Origin of the sequence: Vibrio hyugaensis (genome assembly GCF_002906655.1) — a bacterium.
GTDB lineage: Bacteria > Pseudomonadota > Gammaproteobacteria > Enterobacterales > Vibrionaceae > Vibrio > Vibrio hyugaensis.
Map to the genome: position 1 here is coordinate 1,897,144 of NZ_CP025794.1, position 16,240 is coordinate 1,913,383.

Below are 16,240 nucleotides of genomic sequence, written 5' to 3' on the forward strand. Positions count from 1 at the left end.
ATGTGGAAAAAAATACTCGCTAGCTGTTTGCTGATGATTTCGTTTACCGCGCCTGTGATGGCCAGTGACGAACCATTAAAGCTTGATTGGATAGATCTCGTCCCAGAAGCCGAACGCAAGATGTTCGATAGTATGGGGATGCCTGCCACAGACCACAGCGGTGGCGCAGCAATGCAATCTAAGGTAGGTAACGTGCGTCCAGAATTGAACGGAAGCACAGTCAAGATTCCTGGCTTTGTCATCCCATTAGAAGGCGATGCCAATACCGTCACGGAGTTTTTGTTAGTGCCTTATTTTGGTGCTTGTATTCACGTGCCGCCACCGCCACCAAACCAAATCATCTATGTGAAGTTTCCTAAGGGAGCGCCAGTACAAGAGTTATGGGATGTGATTTATGTGGTGGGCAAATTGAAGACTGAGACCATCAACCACGAGCTCGCAGAAACCGCGTACGAGATCGAAGGCACGAGTATTGAAGCCTACGACGATATGTAGTTTGTTTTGATTTCACACCAAGGCGTCAATTTGGCGCCTTTTTTATGCCTGTCAGTTAGACTATATAGCGAGATAAATACGCTAATACACCAACATAAAGGACCAAAAGAAGCGCTATCGACAGGTGCTTTTTCAGTTTACTTGCGTCTGAATATTTCATCGCCCCTCCAAAATAACGATAACAATTTTAACAACTCATTATCATTTTGAATAGCCTTTATTCTGTCAAAATCCGGACGTGCCTCTCTAGTCGCAAAAAGCAGAAAGGTGTAAATTTAAGCAAGCGTTAACCGCAAGCTCTTGGCAGGAAAATAAATGGCAGAACCGACAAAGCAACCCGTTGTCATCGAACACGAATCGAATACACAAAAACAAACACATCACGAGAAAAAGTCTGGCTATATCAAAGACAGCGCAAGTCGTGTTCAAAGCATTGCTCAGATCTATGGGCTCGATGCTTTGCTGCAAAACGAGCCTCCAGCAAAACCTGCATTGGAACGGGCACATTTACGCGAACAACGTCGCCAAGAGCAAAGACAAAAAAACCTCGAACAAATCCTTAAACTCGCGCACAGCTCATGCCGTGATGAAACCGCCGGAGAGCCTGATCAAGATTGGTTGTATCGATTTTTCGATATGGCGCAAGACATCCACAACAGCTCAATGCAAAAACTTTGGGCGCAAGTCATGAAGCGAGAAGTTACCAACCCTGGTTCGACTTCCATGAAAGCGTTAAAAGTGCTGAAAGACATGTCACCACGAGAGGCCCAAACCCTACAAAGAGCCGCGACGTTAGCATGCAGCTTTGGTGGAGATACCAGTAGAAAGTTACTGATTGGCTACAAAGCACATGGCGGAATGTTCAGCTTTGGTAAACGTGACACCACCAGCAATCTCAATATGGGGAGCTTCCAACTTCCCTATTCCAGCTTATTGGTGTTGATTGAATTGGGCTTACTTCACAGTACAGAATTAGAGTCTGGAGAGATTGACATTGAGACACCATTGATGCTCAACTATCAAGGCAAGAATTTATCACTGCAAGTGAATACCAAAGGTGTACGACTTTTGTATTACCGTTTTACACCGACGGGCAATGAGTTGTGTAAATTACTCGGAAACAAACCAAACAATCAATATTACGACCAAATGTTATCGCTTTTAAATCAGAAATTTAGCGTACATAGCGACACCAAAAGTCATGTTAATTACACCGTCTAAACTATGTCAAAAGAGCTTTTGGCCACCTATGATCCAAAAGCTCCCTGAGCAGTACAATGACTTTTTGGTCATCGATGATCCAAATGCTTTTTTATCGGATCACTCCGCGCTGTTTGAGGTCAATTAAGCACAACTCGACAAGCTCTTCGACGCTCTTCTCACCCGCTGGCAAATCAATTTCTGGGTTTGCTGGCGCTTGATATTCCGAATCAATTCCCGTGAAGTTAGGAATTTCACCTGCACGCGCTTTTTTGTATAAACCTTTAGGATCGCGACTTTCACACACATCAAGAGAAGCGTTGACAAACACCTCAATAAACTCGCCCTCAGGAACTAAATCACGCACTAATTGGCGCTCAGCACGATGCGGCGAAATAAAAGCAGACAGGACGATCAATCCCGCATCAGCCATCAGCTTGGCAAGCTCACCAATGCGACGGATGTTCTCTCTGCGATCTTGCTCAGAAAAACCTAAGTCACTGCATAGTCCATGACGAACGTTATCGCCATCCAACAGATAAGTGTGGTACCCAAGCTCAGCTAAGCGATTTTCCAATGCGCCTGCCACCGTCGATTTACCAGCACCAGATAATCCAGTAAACCAAAGTACCGCAGGCTTCTGTTTTTTTAATCCAGCACGAAACTGTTTATCAACCGAGTGCTGATGCCAAACGATGTTTTCATCTTTTACCGGAGTTTCGGCAGTCATAACGTATCCTTGTAAATTTACAGATTAAAACGGAAAGAAGACCGGAATCAGCGTCAGTACTAACACTGAATACACGATGGAAATCGGCACGCCAATTCGCACATAATCGGTCAATTTGTAATTCCCTACGCTGTACACCAACAAATTGGTTTGGTATCCGTAAGGAGAAATAAAACTTGCGCTAGCACCAAATAACACCGCCATGATGAAAGGCATAGGGTCAACGCCATAACCTACCGCCATGCTATAGCCAATAGGGAAAGACAGCGCCGCTGCCGCATTGTTGGTTACAAGCTCAGTCAATACTAAGGTCATGATGTAGGTTGCCACCAACGCACCAAACACACCCCAACCATTGAACGCTTCAATAAACATGTCGCCCATTCGTACGGACAGTCCAGAGGAAATCATCAGTTGAGCGATAGATAACGCAGAACCAACAATCACCACAATATCGATTGGGAAACGACGACGCAGCTCAGAAAGCTGAATGACACCAAACGCGAGCAGAGCAATAAGATAAACCGCCAAACCTTTAATAATTGGCACCAACTCCAATAGAGCAAAGGCAATCACAGCGGAAAAGCCAATAAGCACTAATGCCGATTTATTGGCATCCAAACGTGCGCTGGAATCCAAATCGTTAACCAGAACAAACTCTTTACGATGGGCTCGACGTTCAGTTTCAAAACGCTTTCCGGGCACCAAAACCAGCGTATCTCCTGCCGCTAAGGTAATGTTACCCAAACCACCTTCAAGTCGTTCATGACCACGGCGAATTGCCACGACTACAGCATCGAATCGGTCCCGAAATCGACTCTCTTTCAATGTTTTGTGACAGAACGTGGCTGAAGAGCTTACTACCACCTCGATAAAATTTTGGCCATTGAGGTGCTGATGACCAAAGAGCGTCAGTCCAGGGATCTCTTGCAACGTAGCAACGCTTTCAACATCACCACAAAACAACAATCGGTCTTTTGCGTTGAGAACAAAATCAGGCCCAACTGACGGTACGGTCACGCCATCACGAACGACTTCGGCAAGGAACAGCTTTCTTAATGCTCGTAAATTATTTTCCGTGATAGTGCGCCCAACCAAAGGTGAGCCCGGCTCAACTCGAGACTCTAAGAAATAAGGTAAATCTTCTTGGCTTTGATCATCATAATTAGGCAACAAATAACTCAACGGGATCAAAATAAGCACGCCCCCAACCAGCACGGCTAAACCAATCATGGTCGGTGTAAAAAAGTTGAGACTTGGTAAGCCCGCATCCTCAACAAAGCTGTTGATGATTAAGTTGGTAGAGGTTCCAATAAGCGTCAGTGTGCCACCAAAAATCGCGGCATAAGAAAGCGGGATCAATAGCTTAGAGGGTGCGTGCTGCTGATTACGTTTGATCGCACCAATTAACGACACCACAACCGCGGTATTATTAGTAAAAGAAGAAAGCAGCGCGGTAGAAAAGCCTAATTTGGCAATCACGCTACCAAGATTGCCCTCTGAAATACTGCGACTTACCCAACTGATCAATAAGGTTTTTTCTAATGCGCTCGATGCGAGAATCAACAAGACCAGCGTCAGAAGAGAAGAGTTAGTAAAATTAGCCGCAATGGTATTGAGCTCCAACATGCCCGCCATAAACGCAATAAAGGCAGCGCCAGCAAACACATAACTTGGCTTCAGTTTGGTTACAAGTAAACAAGTGATAATGCCAAGCAATATCGCTAATACAAATCCTTGTTCCCACATAGCCTTTCCTTACCAACAAGCCCGATTCGGGCATAACAACGACATGTGCATACTGGCTGCACAGAGTGACAAATGAGTCACAAGATAAAAAAGCAAAGCAAGCGAAAAAGAACGCCAGAATGCTTGGTTTCTTGGGCTTCCTAGCATTCTGTGTTCGGGGGGAAATCAGCCTGACTGCATTCGCAATTCGGTCAGGCTCAATGAACTCATTACTTCTTCAGTAACTGGCTCAGGTCTTTGGCTTCCCAATGTGGGAAGTGCTTACGAACCAGTGCATTTAGCTCAAGTTCAAACGCAGAGACATCGGTTAAGTCTCGCTCAACTGCCGCGAGACTCTCTTTCACCATACCAGCACCAACGGTAACGTTAGTCAGACGGTCGATGATGATGAAGCCACCGGTATCAGCACATTCTTGATAGTTATCAATCGCAACGGATTCGTTGAGTGACCACTCACACAAGCCAATACCATTGAGAGGTAACTCTGGTGCGCTATGAGTTGAAAGGTTGTTAATATCGTATTGGTGGCGAATCGCCTCAACGTGACCAACGGTCTTCTTACCGGCAATCTTAATGTCGTAGTCACGACCCGGTTGCAGAGGTTGCTCTGTCATCCATACCACATCAGCAAGTAAGTGGTTTGTCGATTCCACTTGCGCGCTTTCCAGCACAATCAAATCGCCACGACTGATATCAATCTCATCGTTGAGCGTTAGAGTTACCGCTAAACCAGCCTGCGCCTCTTGTACATCACCATCAAAAGTCACAATACGTTCAACGGTCGATGTTTTCCCAGACGGCAGTGCTTTAATGGCATCACCAACTTTCACCGAGCCAGATGAAATCGTGCCAGCGAAGCCACGGAAGTCGAGATTAGGGCGATTCACATACTGGACAGGAAAACGGAAATCACCTGCGCCTTTCTCTTGGTCAACATCCACATTCTCAAGCAACTCAAGTAGCGACGGGCCTTCAAACCAACTCAGGTTCTGACCTTTGTCTACCACGTTATCGCCTTCCAATGCGGAGATTGGAATGATTTGAATGTCCGTTTCACCTTCAAGGTTCTCAGAAAACTCTAAGTACTCGTCGCGAATTTCTTCAAAACGTTCTTGTGAGTAATCCACCAAATCCATCTTGTTGATCGCAACAATAAAGTGCTTCAAACCCAATAGATTAGAAATGAATGAGTGACGACGAGTCTGATCTAATACACCTTTACGCGCATCAACCAAGATCACGGCAAGATCACAGGTCGATGCACCAGTTGCCATGTTACGCGTGTATTGCTCGTGTCCCGGCGTATCTGCAATGATGAACTTACGCTTCTGAGTCGAGAAGTAACGGTAAGCGACATCAATGGTGATACCCTGTTCACGCTCAGCTTGCAGTCCATCAACTAGTAATGCCAAATCAGGCTTCTCACCTGTCGTACCCACTCGTTGGCTGTCTGAGTGAACCGCTGCTAATTGATCTTCATAAATTTGTTTTGAGTCATGGAGCAAACGTCCAATCAACGTACTTTTACCATCATCTACCGAGCCACAAGTCAGGAATCTAAGCAGAGACTTGTACTGGTGTTGTGTTAAATAGCCTTCAATTCCAAGCTCGGCTAATTGAGCTTCAACTGCACTGTTCATTATCTTTCCTTAGATCCTTTAGAAGTAACCCTGGCGTTTCTTAAGTTCCATCGATCCAGACTGATCGTGGTCGATCGCTCGCCCTTGACGTTCACTTGAGGTTGCCACCAACATCTCTTCAATAATGCCCGTCAGCGTATTTGCCTCAGATTCAATGGCCCCCGTCAGTGGGTAACAGCCAAGCGTACGGAAACGAACACTCTTCTCTTCAATCACTTCACCAGGTTGAAGCTCCATACGTTCATCGTCCACCATGATCAACATGCCATCACGTTCAACAACTGGACGCTTGTCAGCAAGGTAAAGTGGGACAATCTCAATGTTCTCTAGATAGATGTATTGCCAGATATCTAGCTCAGTCCAGTTTGAAAGCGGGAATACGCGAATACTTTCCCCTTTGTTCACCTGACCGTTGTATGTCTTCCAAAGTTCAGGACGCTGGTTTTTAGGATCCCAGGTATGGTTCTTATCGCGGAAAGAATAAACACGCTCTTTAGCACGAGATTTTTCTTCATCACGACGTGCTCCACCGAATGCCGCATCAAAACCGTACTTATTCAGAGCTTGCTTAAGACCTTGAGTTTTCATGATATCTGTATGCTTAGAAGACCCGTGTACAAAAGGGCTACACCCCATTGCAAGACCTTCTGGGTTCTTATGAACCAAAAGCTCGAAGCCATATTTCTCTGCGGTACGATCACGAAACTCAATCATCTCGCGGAACTTCCAATCCGTGTCTACGTGCAGTAAAGGGAATGGAATTTTGCCCGGATAAAAGGCTTTGCGTGCAAGATGCAGCATGACTGAGGAGTCTTTACCAATCGAATACATCATGACTGGGTTATCAAACTCAGCAGCAACTTCACGGATAATATGAATACTTTCCGCTTCGAGTTGTTTAAGGTGAGTTAAACGTTGTTGGTCCATGTTTAGTATTTCCTTTTTAAGCTTGAAGGCTCATTACGTCCCTAATCTTTGGTCTGAAATTATATGGATCTGGCAATAGCACTTTTGTTGATTTCAGTACTAGACAAAAACCAGTCCAACTTTTGAGACAGACGCACAACTTCACCGACAACGATCAAAGAAGGAGCCTGAGCTTTTTTAGATAATTCAGATAGTTGGGATAAATCTCCCGAGAAAACTTTTTGTTGAATTTGAGTGCCACGTTCAATGATGGCGATAGGTGTTGAGGCCGCCCTACCATGTTTGATGAGCTGATTCTGAATATAGTGTGATTTCATCAAACCCATGTAGATCACTAAAGTTTGATTACCGCGTGCAAGTGTCGACCAATCCATATCGTCGCTTTCTTCTTTGAGATGACCGGTAACAAATAAGGCCGATTGCGCGTAATCACGATGAGTCAATGGAATCCCTGCATAAGCCGTCGCACCCGCAGCAGCTGTAATACCTGGCACAACTTGAAAACGCACGCCCGCATCAGCCAAGACTTCTAACTCTTCGCCACCACGCCCAAACACAAATGGATCGCCACCTTTAATGCGCACTACTTTGTAACCTTGCTTAGCAAAATCCACCAACAGTTGATTGGTCTTCTCTTGCGGCACGCTGTGATGACCTGCACGTTTACCCACGCAAACCAAAATGGTTTCGCTTGGAATTAACGCCATGATCTCGTCAGAAACCAGATAATCGTAAAGTATGACGTCAGCTTGTTGCAGGCAGTTAAGTGCTTTTAACGTCAATAGTTCAGGGTCACCCGGACCTGCACCTACAAGGGCGACTTCACCAGATTGAAGAGATTGTTTGCTGAAACGCGGAAGATCGGCAGCTTGGTTATCCGAAACCAGCCGAGGCCTATTGATTGGGAAAGTCGTTACTGAATCTTTAACTGCCATGTGCTTGCTCATCATCCATTGATATCGTTATGCAAGGCATTATGGCGGTGGGTTTATATTACCGGAAATTCTAAAATTTCATTTTTTATTCAAAAAACTGCTAAGAAGCTTTTGTTAGGTCTCATTCAAAATGGTGAAAAAGACATCAATTTTACACATTCCTCCGCATTTAATTGCCTAATGTTCACAGTTTTCTGCATCTTAGCCTGAGCTTGCACTAATATTTGTTACATTACGCTGTACGATCCCTCTATCCCATTTAATTGGAGCACCTCATGAAAATGGCAGTTAATCCCGTATCCGTCGCAGTTTTGAGCGGTATGTTGACGCTTGCAGGCCCAGCAATGGCCGATACCATCAAGCTTCGAATCATCGAAACCACCGATATTCACACCAATGTGATGGATTATGATTACTACAAAGACCAACCTTCACAACAAATTGGTTTAAGCCGCGCTGCAACACTGGTTAAACAAGCTCGTGAAGAAGCAGTGAACAGTGTTTTAGTCGACAATGGCGACTTGATTCAAGGTAGCCCAATGGGCGATTACATGGCAGCGAAAGGGATTAAGACTGGCGAAGTTCACCCTGTTTACAAAGCAATGAACCAACTCAACTACGATGTGGGTAATATTGGTAACCATGAATTCAATTACGGTCTCGACTTCCTGAAGAAAACAATTGATGGTGCGAACTTCCCTTATATTAGTGCGAATGTTTTCGACAAAAAGACTGGCGAGCACTACTTCAAACCTTATCTAATCAAAACGCACACGTTCAAAGATACCGACGGTCAAAGCCATGAAATCAAAGTGGGTTACATTGGCTTCGTACCACCACAAATCATGGTATGGGACAAAAATAACCTAGAAGGCAAAGTCTTTGCAAAAGACATCACGGAGACAGCGAAAAAGCTGGTCCCTGAGATGAAAAAAGCAGGCGCGGACGTGATTGTTGCTATACCTCACTCTGGCATTTCCACTGACCCATACAAGTTAGGCGCAGAAAACTCAGTCTACTACTTAACGGAAGTAGAAGGCATCGATGCGATTGCGTTTGGTCACTCTCACGCGGTATTCCCAGGTAGAGACTTTGCCAACCTACAAGGTGTCGACAACGCAAAAGGTACTATCAATGGCGTAACGGCTGTGATGCCGGGTCGCTGGGGTAGCCACGTTGGCGTAATGGACTTAATGCTGAAAGAGAAAGACGGCAAGTGGCAGGTCGTAGAGGGTCAATCAGAAGCTCGTCCTATCTTTGACAAAGCAAACAAGAAGTCTCTGGCTAAAGCGGATAAAGGCATTGTGGATGCCTTGGTAGAGGACCACAAAGGCACGCGTGAGTTTGTTAACCAACCAATTGGTAAAGCAAATGACGTGATGTACAGCTTCCTAGCACTTGTGCAAGATGACCCAACGATTCAAATCGTCAACCTAGCGCAGAAAGATTACGTGGAACGCTTTATCCAAGGCGACCCTGACCTTGCAGATGTCCCTGTATTGAGCGCGGCTGCACCGTTTAAAGTGGGTGGACGTAAAGACGATCCAAACGGCTTCACTGAAGTTGAATCAGGTCAGCTAACCTTCCGTAATGCAGCTGATCTTTACCTATACCCGAACACCTTAGTAGCAATGAAGGTAAAAGGTAAAGAAGTCCACGAATGGCTAGAATGCAGCGCAGGCCAGTTCAACCACATTGATGTAAACAGCACGAAGCCTCAGTCTTTGATTAACTGGGATAGCTTCCGTACGTATAACTTCGATGTAATTGATGGTGTAAGCTACCAAATCGATGTAACTCAACCACCTAAATACGACGCAGACTGTAAAGTGATTAACCCAGATTCACAGCGTATCTTGAATCTCACTTATAACGGAAAGCCGGTCGATCCGAAGCAAGATTTCATCATCGCGACTAACAACTACCGCGCTTACAGCGCCACGTTCCCAGGTACGGGGCCTGGCTTTATCGCATTCGATTCTCCAGACGAGAACCGTTCTGTGGTTGCCGCTTACATATCTCGCGTAAGTGAAGCGCAAGGCGAAGTAACCCCAAGCGCAGACAACAACTGGTCTTTCGCTCCAATCAAGTCAGACAACAAACTCGATGTTCGCTTTGAAACGTCACCAAGTGACAAAGCTGCGCAATTCATCAAAGAAAAAGGACAATACCCGATGAAACGTGTAGCAACTGACGAGGTAGGTTTTGCGATTTACCAAATCGACTTAAACCAAAAATAAGTCTTATTTGGCAATGATGTTAAGCGGCTCTTGTGAGCCGCTTTTTTGTTCCGCTAGAATATAGAAAACCGCTTCTGAGTCATCACATGCACAACGATCTTTTTTCTGACCTAATCAATCACGGCTTCCTCGAAAGCGAAGCGAACCAACTTATTGAACACGGTCAACAACTCGAACTTCCGACACGTCATATTCTTAACCACCAAGGTGAATTCAGCTCTCATATTTACTTTGTTTTAGCGGGGTTATGCCACGCGAGTTACCTGACCGACAAAGGTAAGGAATTCAGTAAAGAGTTCTACTGGGAAAAAGATTGGGTGATTGGTTTTGAGGGACTCATTAAGAGCCAGCCTTCCCCGTATTTATTAGAAACGCTAACGCCTTGTGATTTATTTTGCTTACCCATAGAGGTGTTACATCAGTGGCGAACAGAAAAGCATCCTATCTACTTAAAGCTGCTCGAAGCTCAATTGATGCATAAAGAAAACAAAGAACGCTTTATGTTGCTCTACTCACCGGAAGAGCGCTACCAACTATTTTGCCAACACTACCCGGATTTAGAGCAACGTATTACGGATAGTCAAATTGCCGCTTACTTAGGTATCACCGCCATCAGCCTTAGCCGCATTAAATCGCGTTTAAAGAGAGGGATTGAATAACCTCAGATAAGATAGAAAAAACAAAGGCGCTCGATATTAAGCGCCTTTGTTTTAAGTGAAATTCTGATTACTTCAGAATACGAGCTCGGAACTGACGACCTTTCATCTTGCCGTTGCTGATGGTTTGCAATGCTTTCTTCGCGGCAGACTTCTCAACAGCCACATAAGAACGCATCGCCATCAATTGAATTTTACCTACTTGCGCACCAGTAATGCCGCCTTTGCCCGTTAAGCAACCGAGAATATCACCAGCACGTACTTTCTGTTTCTTACCACCATCGATATTAATGGTCACCATTTTCGCCTGATATGGTTGCTGGTTTGACTTTGCTGGCAATGTCGCTGGCATCACATCCATATCCAAGTATTCTTCGATACGAGCTACGCGCAAGCCATCTTTCTCACCAAAGAAGCTAAATGCTAAGCCTTTACTACCCGCTCGACCTGTACGCCCGATGCGGTGCACGTGAACCTCAGGATCACGAGACAATTCAAAGTTAAATACCGCATCAAGGGTATCTACATCAAGACCACGAGCGGCAACATCGGTTGCGACCAGAATAGAAACACTCTTGTTCGCAAACTGAACCAATGCTTGGTCACGCTCACGCTGTTCAAGGTCACCATGAAGGTCAATTACACTGAACCCTTTATGATGCAACTCATCGGTCACGTTCTGCACTTCTTTTTTGGTGTTACAGAACACAACAGCTGATTCCGGTTGGTGAGTCAGTAACAGGTTAGCCAGCGCTTCATCGCGAGCTTCCGAGCCTTCTACCTTGTAAAAGTATTGCGCGATACTTGATGTATCGTGTGTCGCTTCCACTTTAATCATTTCTGGCGATTGCATGATACGTTGAGCAATCTGCTCAATCTTTTCTGGGAATGTCGCACTAAACAATAAAGTTTGGCGCTGTTTAGGCGCTGCATCAATGATCGCATCCAACGCATCTTGGAACCCCATATCGAGCATGCGATCCGCTTCATCCAACACGAGCGTATTTAGCTCTTCAAGGTTGATGCGGCCTTTATCTAGATGATCAAGGATACGTCCAGGTGTACCTACTAAGATGTGTGCACCATGCTCTAGAGAACCAATTTGAGGCCCCATTGGCATACCGCCACACAAGGTCAAAACTTTAATGTTGTGAATACCGCGACCTAGTGTACGGATCTCTTTCGCCACCTGATCAGCCAACTCACGGGTTGGGCATAGCACCAACGACTGCACGCGAAAACGCTTTACGTTGAGGTTTGATAATACGCCGAGACCAAATGCAGCTGTTTTACCTGAGCCTGTTTTACCCTGACCAATCACATCGCGCTGATTCAAAATCGCAGGTAAGCTCAACGCTTGAATTGGCGTCATATGGGTGTAGTTCAATGATTCAAGCGTCTCTAGTAGCGCTGGATTAAGCCCTACTTGGTCAAAAGTTTGTTTGCTCACAGGGAAATATCCTCAGGTGGGATGGAAAAGAGGGCACATTATCGCCAGATTTGTCACGAAGACCAGTTAAAATTAACCATTGTTAATGAGTAATAGCAGAAAACGACGTAAAGTCAGCTGCATTCGCTTATTAATGGATACTGGAAATGATCAACTGGACAGCCCTCCCTTTTACTCAACTGACCACGACTCAACTGTATGAAATGCTGCGTTTGCGTGTGGATGTCTTTGTCGTAGAACAAACTTGTCCCTACCCAGAGCTCGATGGCAAAGATACGCTTGATGGTGTCTATCACTTGTTGGGTTATAACGGAGATGAACTCGTCGCTTGTGCTCGTTTATTACCTGCAGGCACCACTTACGACAATGTGAGTATTGGTCGTGTGGTGACGAAACAAAGTGCACGAGGCGGAGGTCTGGGACATGAACTACTTGAGCAAGCCTTACAACATTGTCAACAGCTTTGGGCAGGTCAAACGATAGATATCGGCGCACAAGAACACCTGGTGGTTTTCTATGCGAGTCATGGCTTTGAAGTTATTTCCGAAAGCTACCTTGAGGATGGTATCCCTCATGTGGATATGCGCCGAGTAAACTAAATGTCACCTCATCATTTGGCGCTATTCTTACTGGTTATCGGTAACTTGGCAGCATCACTTTCCGATGTTGCCGTTAAACTGCTCGAAGGTGGAATTTCCCCCTTCCAATACATGTTTGTGCGCCAATTGGCTTCACTGTTGATCCTCTTACCTTTTTACCTCAAACAAAACCCAAGTAAACGCAGCCTCAAGCAAGTTCCTATTACTTTGTTGCGAGCGCACCTAATATTGATTGGTAGCGGGTGCATGATGGTCGCAGTCACTTACCTGCCCCTCGCAACCGCCAACGCCGTCTTTTACGCCGCACCAATTCTAATGTTGCCACTGTCAGTACTGTTTCTCAAAGAACATCCACCATTGAGAAAAGTATTACTGACTGGTTTTGGTTTCTTTGGTGTCTTAGTGGTACTCCGGCCAGATCACTTCCATTGGGCTGCGTTGTTTGCACTCGGCACAGCAACCACGCTGGCGATGTTCAATATATTGGTAAGAAAACTGCCTAGCGAACAATCCGTCGTCACAACGCTTTGGTGGACAACCTTATTCTCCCTGCCTGTGTCGACGTTATTAGCTGGGGTTTATTGGCAACCTATGACTTGGCAGGAACTGGCGCTGGTAATCGCGAGTGCGATCTGTATTTTGAGCTATAACGGTCTGGCAGTATTGGCATATCAAAAAGCCCCTGCCGGAGAGATTGCCTTGGCGGAATACTCAGGGCTAGTATTCGTGACACTCTTTGGAATATGGTGGTTTGATGAGATTCCAGACTGGCTCACTGCAGTGGGAATTTTGATGATCGTGTTGCCTCTTCTTCCTTGGAATAAGAAAATGAAACTAACCTCTTAACAGGAACAAGACAAAAGGATAGTAAATGGCAGAGAACAAGCAACGAGTAGTTAGAAATAAAAAAGGCGCGAATCATCGCGCCTTCTAGGAGTTCTTCTTTAACGTTACTTATTGCGACCGAATGTGCCATCAGATAAACGGAAAAACATCACTGACTCACCACTTTTTTCTAGTTGCAGCATGTCTAGCTTACCATCATCCGCGAGCTTAAAGCGGACTAATTGGCCTTGCTTGATTCGACTTAGCGGTTTGTCGCTGCCTTCAATTTTTACCAAGGCATTCAAATCGCCCATCGAAAGCTGATTACTACGGAACACTTGAGCAAGAGTATCACCATTTTTCACCGTGTATTCTTTCCACTGTTCCGATTTTGGCTCTGCGTTTTGTGCAGAGCGTTGCTCACTCAAGCTTTGCGCGTTAAGTTGAATCGCCACACGTTGAGTCTCTTTCTCAGCTTGGGGCTCGATCAGCTGCTCAGTATCTTTAGGTACTGGAATAATCAGAAGTACCAGCACCACAGGTACCAATACCATTAAAGCTCGCTGATGTAGCTTTGGAAGACGATGCCAAAATTCGGTGACAGGTTGCATTCGCTCTTGCCACTTTTCTTTATTGAAAGGCTGCTTCCAGTCGATAGCAGCGAATTTCTGCTTGATCAACTCGACTTGGTCGACTTGCTGCTTTTTCTTTCTGCGACGATTCATTCTGATGAGTCCCTTAATACTTCTAGTGTCAGTATAAAAATACCAGCGCGGAGAGTATATGTTTTTCGCCAAAGTAAAATGTAATTTGGCGTAAATTAGCAGAAATTTCACTTGGAGTAAGAGATAAGTCACACCCTAAACCTCACATCGACACATTGATGCGCAATCATTTAAACCTAAGCGCGAAACTGCTATCCTGTTACCTTTATCACTCCTAATAAGAGCGACATTCATGTCTGAAATTAAATTTGAAACTGCAGAGCAGAAAGCAAGTTACGGTATTGGTCTGCAAATGGGTCAGCAACTTGCTGGTTCTGGTCTAGAAGGTCTAAGCGTTGACGCTATCGCAGCAGGTATCGCTACAGCACTAACTGGCGACATGCCATCAATCGAAATTGACGAAATCAACAACGCACTGCAAGAGCTTCACACTCGCGCAGAAGCCGTTCGTCAAGAAGCAGCAAAAGCAGCAGCTGCTGACGGCGAAGCTTTCCTAAAAGACAACGCTCTACGTCCGGAAGTAAACGTTCTTGAATCTGGTCTTCAGTACGAAATCATCACTGAAGGTACTGGTGAAATCCCAACAGCTGCAGCTCAAGTTCGCGTTCACTACCACGGTGAATTAACTGACGGTACTGTATTCGACAGCTCTGTTTCTCGTGGCCAACCAGCTGAGTTCCCAGTAACTGGCGTAATCAAAGGCTGGGTTGAAGCACTTCAACTAATGCCTGTTGGTTCTAAGTGGAAACTATACATCCCACAAGACCTTGCATATGGTGAGCGTGGCGCAGGTGCTGCAATCCCTCCATTTGCAGCTCTAGTATTCGAAGTAGAACTACTAGACATCCTATAATTGAGACCTCTCTCAATAACAAATTCGAAGCGGCGCTCACTAGCGCCGCTTTTTTTGTCTAGAATAAACAGACTTGAGCTCAACGAGCTTGAGTAGTATCCCAAGTAACCTCTAAATGCTTGGGCTAAGAAGCAACAATAATAATCGCAAGCCACACGGAGGTATTATGCGTAAAACTCTTCTCACCTTAACCTTGCTCTCAATAAGCATTGGTACTGCCCACGCTTTTCTCGATGCCGTTACCGATAAAGATGCCCAAAGTGGTTTGATGGATATGGTCAGTGAGGGAATGGGTGTGGAATCTTCACCGCTGACGGATTTATTGACGAGCCAACTTCCCGTCTCGACTGAGCAAGCTGCCGGCGGCACAGGTGCACTGTTAGCTCTAGCGCAAGGCCAATTATCGGATCAGAATAGCAGTGAGCTTCAATCGCTCATTCCGGGAATGGAAAATTTACAAGGGGCTCAAAGTCTGCTTGGGAGCATTGAAAACTTAGGCGCTGTCCAAAGCACTTTCGACAAACTAGGCTTAGACCCATCGATGATCAGCCAGTTTGCTCCAGTCATTTTAGGATACTTAGGCGACCAAGGTGCAAGTGAAGGGTTGCTAAATTCCCTTAGTGGACTTTGGGGAGCGGAAAGCTAAAAACGTAAAATCAGAAACTTAAAACCAGCAGTAGTGATTTTAAATGTGAGATAAGGGAGTGAGTCCGCTAAAGGTAAAGAGAAAATTTCGATACTCGATTATCTCTAGGAAACAAATTTCAGACACAAAAAAGCCGAGCTATTGCTCGGCTTTTTTTGTTCTTACGAACTGAGATTACTCAGCAGCTTCTTCAGCAGCTGGGCGATCTACAAGCTCAATGTAAGCCATTGGAGCTTTATCACCAGCACGGAAGCCAGCTTTTAGGATACGAGTGTAACCGCCCTGACGAGCAGCAAAACGTGGACCTAGTTCGTTAAACAGTTTTGCAACTACTTCGTTATCACGAGTACGTGCAAATGCTAGACGACGGTTAGCAACACTGTCAGTCTTAGCTAGTGTAATCAAAGGCTCAACTACGCGACGTAGCTCTTTTGCTTTTGGCAAAGTAGTCTTGATAACTTCATGACGTACTAGAGAGCTAGCCATGTTGCTAAACATCGCTTTACGATGTGAGCTGTTGCGGTTGAGTTGACGACCACTCTTACGATGGCGCATGACCTAATCCTTCTA

The 16,240-nt window shown here is 45.3% G+C and carries 16 protein-coding genes; 8 read left to right on the forward strand and 8 right to left on the reverse strand.

Annotated elements, in window-relative coordinates; translation table 11 throughout:
- Together C1S74_RS09330 and C1S74_RS09335 are read left to right on the forward strand one after the other, a co-directional pair.
- Positions 1–495 (forward strand): DUF3299 domain-containing protein, encoded by a 495-nt coding sequence (locus tag C1S74_RS09330; protein WP_039974669.1) that lies wholly within the window; start codon positions 1–3, stop codon positions 493–495.
- A gap of 315 nt (positions 496–810) precedes the next feature.
- Positions 811–1,716 (forward strand): TIGR03899 family protein, encoded by a 906-nt coding sequence (locus tag C1S74_RS09335; RefSeq protein ID WP_045399263.1) that lies wholly within the window; start codon positions 811–813, stop codon positions 1,714–1,716.
- Between the two features lie 91 nt (positions 1,717–1,807).
- Here the strand turns inward: C1S74_RS09335 and cysC are convergent, their stop codons facing one another.
- The 5 genes from cysC to cobA all read right to left on the reverse strand — a co-directional run bounded on the left by cysC (position 1,808) and on the right by cobA (position 7,676).
- Complete coding sequence (cysC, locus tag C1S74_RS09340; RefSeq protein ID WP_038864931.1) at positions 1,808–2,425, reverse strand: adenylyl-sulfate kinase; 618 nt, start codon at positions 2,423–2,425, stop codon at positions 1,808–1,810.
- A 24-nt stretch (positions 2,426–2,449) separates the two neighbouring features.
- Positions 2,450–4,174, reverse strand: a complete 1,725-nt coding sequence (locus C1S74_RS09345) for an SLC13 family permease (RefSeq protein ID WP_038876803.1) — start codon at positions 4,172–4,174, stop codon at positions 2,450–2,452.
- A gap of 209 nt (positions 4,175–4,383) precedes the next feature.
- On the reverse strand, positions 4,384–5,814 hold the full coding sequence (gene cysN, locus C1S74_RS09350; protein ID WP_045399266.1) for a sulfate adenylyltransferase subunit CysN: 1,431 nt from the start codon (positions 5,812–5,814) through the stop codon (positions 4,384–4,386).
- Between the two features lie 18 nt (positions 5,815–5,832).
- Positions 5,833–6,741, reverse strand: coding sequence for a sulfate adenylyltransferase subunit CysD (gene cysD / locus C1S74_RS09355; protein ID WP_038864925.1), 909 nt, complete (start codon positions 6,739–6,741; stop codon positions 5,833–5,835).
- A 59-nt stretch (positions 6,742–6,800) separates the two neighbouring features.
- Complete coding sequence (gene cobA, locus C1S74_RS09360; protein WP_045399558.1) at positions 6,801–7,676, reverse strand: uroporphyrinogen-III C-methyltransferase; 876 nt, start codon at positions 7,674–7,676, stop codon at positions 6,801–6,803.
- A 275-nt stretch (positions 7,677–7,951) separates the two neighbouring features.
- Here cobA and cpdB point away from each other — a divergent pair, with 275 nt between their 5' ends.
- Complete coding sequence (gene cpdB, locus C1S74_RS09365; protein ID WP_045399268.1) at positions 7,952–9,916, forward strand: 2',3'-cyclic-nucleotide 2'-phosphodiesterase; 1,965 nt, start codon at positions 7,952–7,954, stop codon at positions 9,914–9,916.
- Between the two features lie 86 nt (positions 9,917–10,002).
- Entirely contained in the window at positions 10,003–10,575 is a 573-nt protein-coding gene (locus C1S74_RS09370) for a Crp/Fnr family transcriptional regulator (protein ID WP_045399270.1), read from the forward strand.
- 67 nt (positions 10,576–10,642) lie between these two features.
- Here the strand turns inward: C1S74_RS09370 and dbpA are convergent, their stop codons facing one another.
- The gene (gene dbpA, locus C1S74_RS09375; RefSeq protein ID WP_045399273.1) at positions 10,643–12,022 is read right to left on the reverse strand and encodes an ATP-dependent RNA helicase DbpA; all 1,380 of its coding nucleotides are present in this window, start codon (positions 12,020–12,022) and stop codon (positions 10,643–10,645) included.
- A gap of 146 nt (positions 12,023–12,168) precedes the next feature.
- Here dbpA and C1S74_RS09380 point away from each other — a divergent pair, with 146 nt between their 5' ends.
- Positions 12,169–12,621: a GNAT family N-acetyltransferase gene (locus C1S74_RS09380; RefSeq protein ID WP_045399276.1), complete on the forward strand. Its 453-nt coding sequence runs from the start codon at positions 12,169–12,171 to the stop codon at positions 12,619–12,621.
- Entirely contained in the window at positions 12,622–13,467 is an 846-nt protein-coding gene (locus tag C1S74_RS09385) for a DMT family transporter (RefSeq protein WP_045399279.1), read from the forward strand.
- A gap of 104 nt (positions 13,468–13,571) precedes the next feature.
- Here C1S74_RS09385 and C1S74_RS09390 read toward each other — a convergent pair whose 3' ends face one another.
- The gene (locus C1S74_RS09390) at positions 13,572–14,171 is read right to left on the reverse strand and encodes a LysM-like peptidoglycan-binding domain-containing protein (RefSeq protein ID WP_045399281.1); all 600 of its coding nucleotides are present in this window, start codon (positions 14,169–14,171) and stop codon (positions 13,572–13,574) included.
- Positions 14,172–14,403: 232 nt separating this feature from the next.
- Here C1S74_RS09390 and bamJ point away from each other — a divergent pair, with 232 nt between their 5' ends.
- Positions 14,404–15,024: a BamJ family beta-barrel-assembly machinery protein gene (gene bamJ, locus C1S74_RS09395; RefSeq protein ID WP_039974661.1), complete on the forward strand. Its 621-nt coding sequence runs from the start codon at positions 14,404–14,406 to the stop codon at positions 15,022–15,024.
- 166 nt (positions 15,025–15,190) lie between these two features.
- On the forward strand, positions 15,191–15,670 hold the full coding sequence (locus C1S74_RS09400) for a DUF2780 domain-containing protein (protein ID WP_045399284.1): 480 nt from the start codon (positions 15,191–15,193) through the stop codon (positions 15,668–15,670).
- A 174-nt stretch (positions 15,671–15,844) separates the two neighbouring features.
- Here C1S74_RS09400 and rplQ read toward each other — a convergent pair whose 3' ends face one another.
- Positions 15,845–16,225, reverse strand: a complete 381-nt coding sequence (rplQ, locus tag C1S74_RS09405; RefSeq protein ID WP_005383141.1) for a 50S ribosomal protein L17 — start codon at positions 16,223–16,225, stop codon at positions 15,845–15,847.
- Positions 16,226–16,240: the final 15 nt, after the last annotated feature.

What these genes read in the sequence shown, in the direction of transcription:
- cysC (WP_038864931.1), bottom strand. Translation starts at nt 2,425, where the DNA reads ATGACTGCCGAAACTCCGGTAAAAGATGAAAACATCGTTTGGCATCAG.
- bamJ (WP_039974661.1), top strand. Translation starts at nt 14,404, where the DNA reads ATGTCTGAAATTAAATTTGAAACTGCAGAGCAGAAAGCAAGTTACGGT.
- C1S74_RS09380 (WP_045399276.1), top strand. Translation starts at nt 12,169, where the DNA reads ATGATCAACTGGACAGCCCTCCCTTTTACTCAACTGACCACGACTCAA.
- cysD (WP_038864925.1), bottom strand. Translation starts at nt 6,741, where the DNA reads ATGGACCAACAACGTTTAACTCACCTTAAACAACTCGAAGCGGAAAGT.
- C1S74_RS09345 (WP_038876803.1), bottom strand. Translation starts at nt 4,174, where the DNA reads ATGTGGGAACAAGGATTTGTATTAGCGATATTGCTTGGCATTATCACT.
- cysN (WP_045399266.1), bottom strand. Translation starts at nt 5,814, where the DNA reads ATGAACAGTGCAGTTGAAGCTCAATTAGCCGAGCTTGGAATTGAAGGC.
- rplQ (WP_005383141.1), bottom strand. Translation starts at nt 16,225, where the DNA reads ATGCGCCATCGTAAGAGTGGTCGTCAACTCAACCGCAACAGCTCACAT.
- cobA (WP_045399558.1), bottom strand. Translation starts at nt 7,676, where the DNA reads ATGGCAGTTAAAGATTCAGTAACGACTTTCCCAATCAATAGGCCTCGG.
- cpdB (WP_045399268.1), top strand. Translation starts at nt 7,952, where the DNA reads ATGAAAATGGCAGTTAATCCCGTATCCGTCGCAGTTTTGAGCGGTATG.
- C1S74_RS09370 (WP_045399270.1), top strand. Translation starts at nt 10,003, where the DNA reads ATGCACAACGATCTTTTTTCTGACCTAATCAATCACGGCTTCCTCGAA.
- C1S74_RS09330 (WP_039974669.1), top strand. Translation starts at nt 1, where the DNA reads ATGTGGAAAAAAATACTCGCTAGCTGTTTGCTGATGATTTCGTTTACC.
- C1S74_RS09390 (WP_045399281.1), bottom strand. Translation starts at nt 14,171, where the DNA reads ATGAATCGTCGCAGAAAGAAAAAGCAGCAAGTCGACCAAGTCGAGTTG.
- C1S74_RS09400 (WP_045399284.1), top strand. Translation starts at nt 15,191, where the DNA reads ATGCGTAAAACTCTTCTCACCTTAACCTTGCTCTCAATAAGCATTGGT.
- C1S74_RS09335 (WP_045399263.1), top strand. Translation starts at nt 811, where the DNA reads ATGGCAGAACCGACAAAGCAACCCGTTGTCATCGAACACGAATCGAAT.
- C1S74_RS09385 (WP_045399279.1), top strand. Translation starts at nt 12,622, where the DNA reads ATGTCACCTCATCATTTGGCGCTATTCTTACTGGTTATCGGTAACTTG.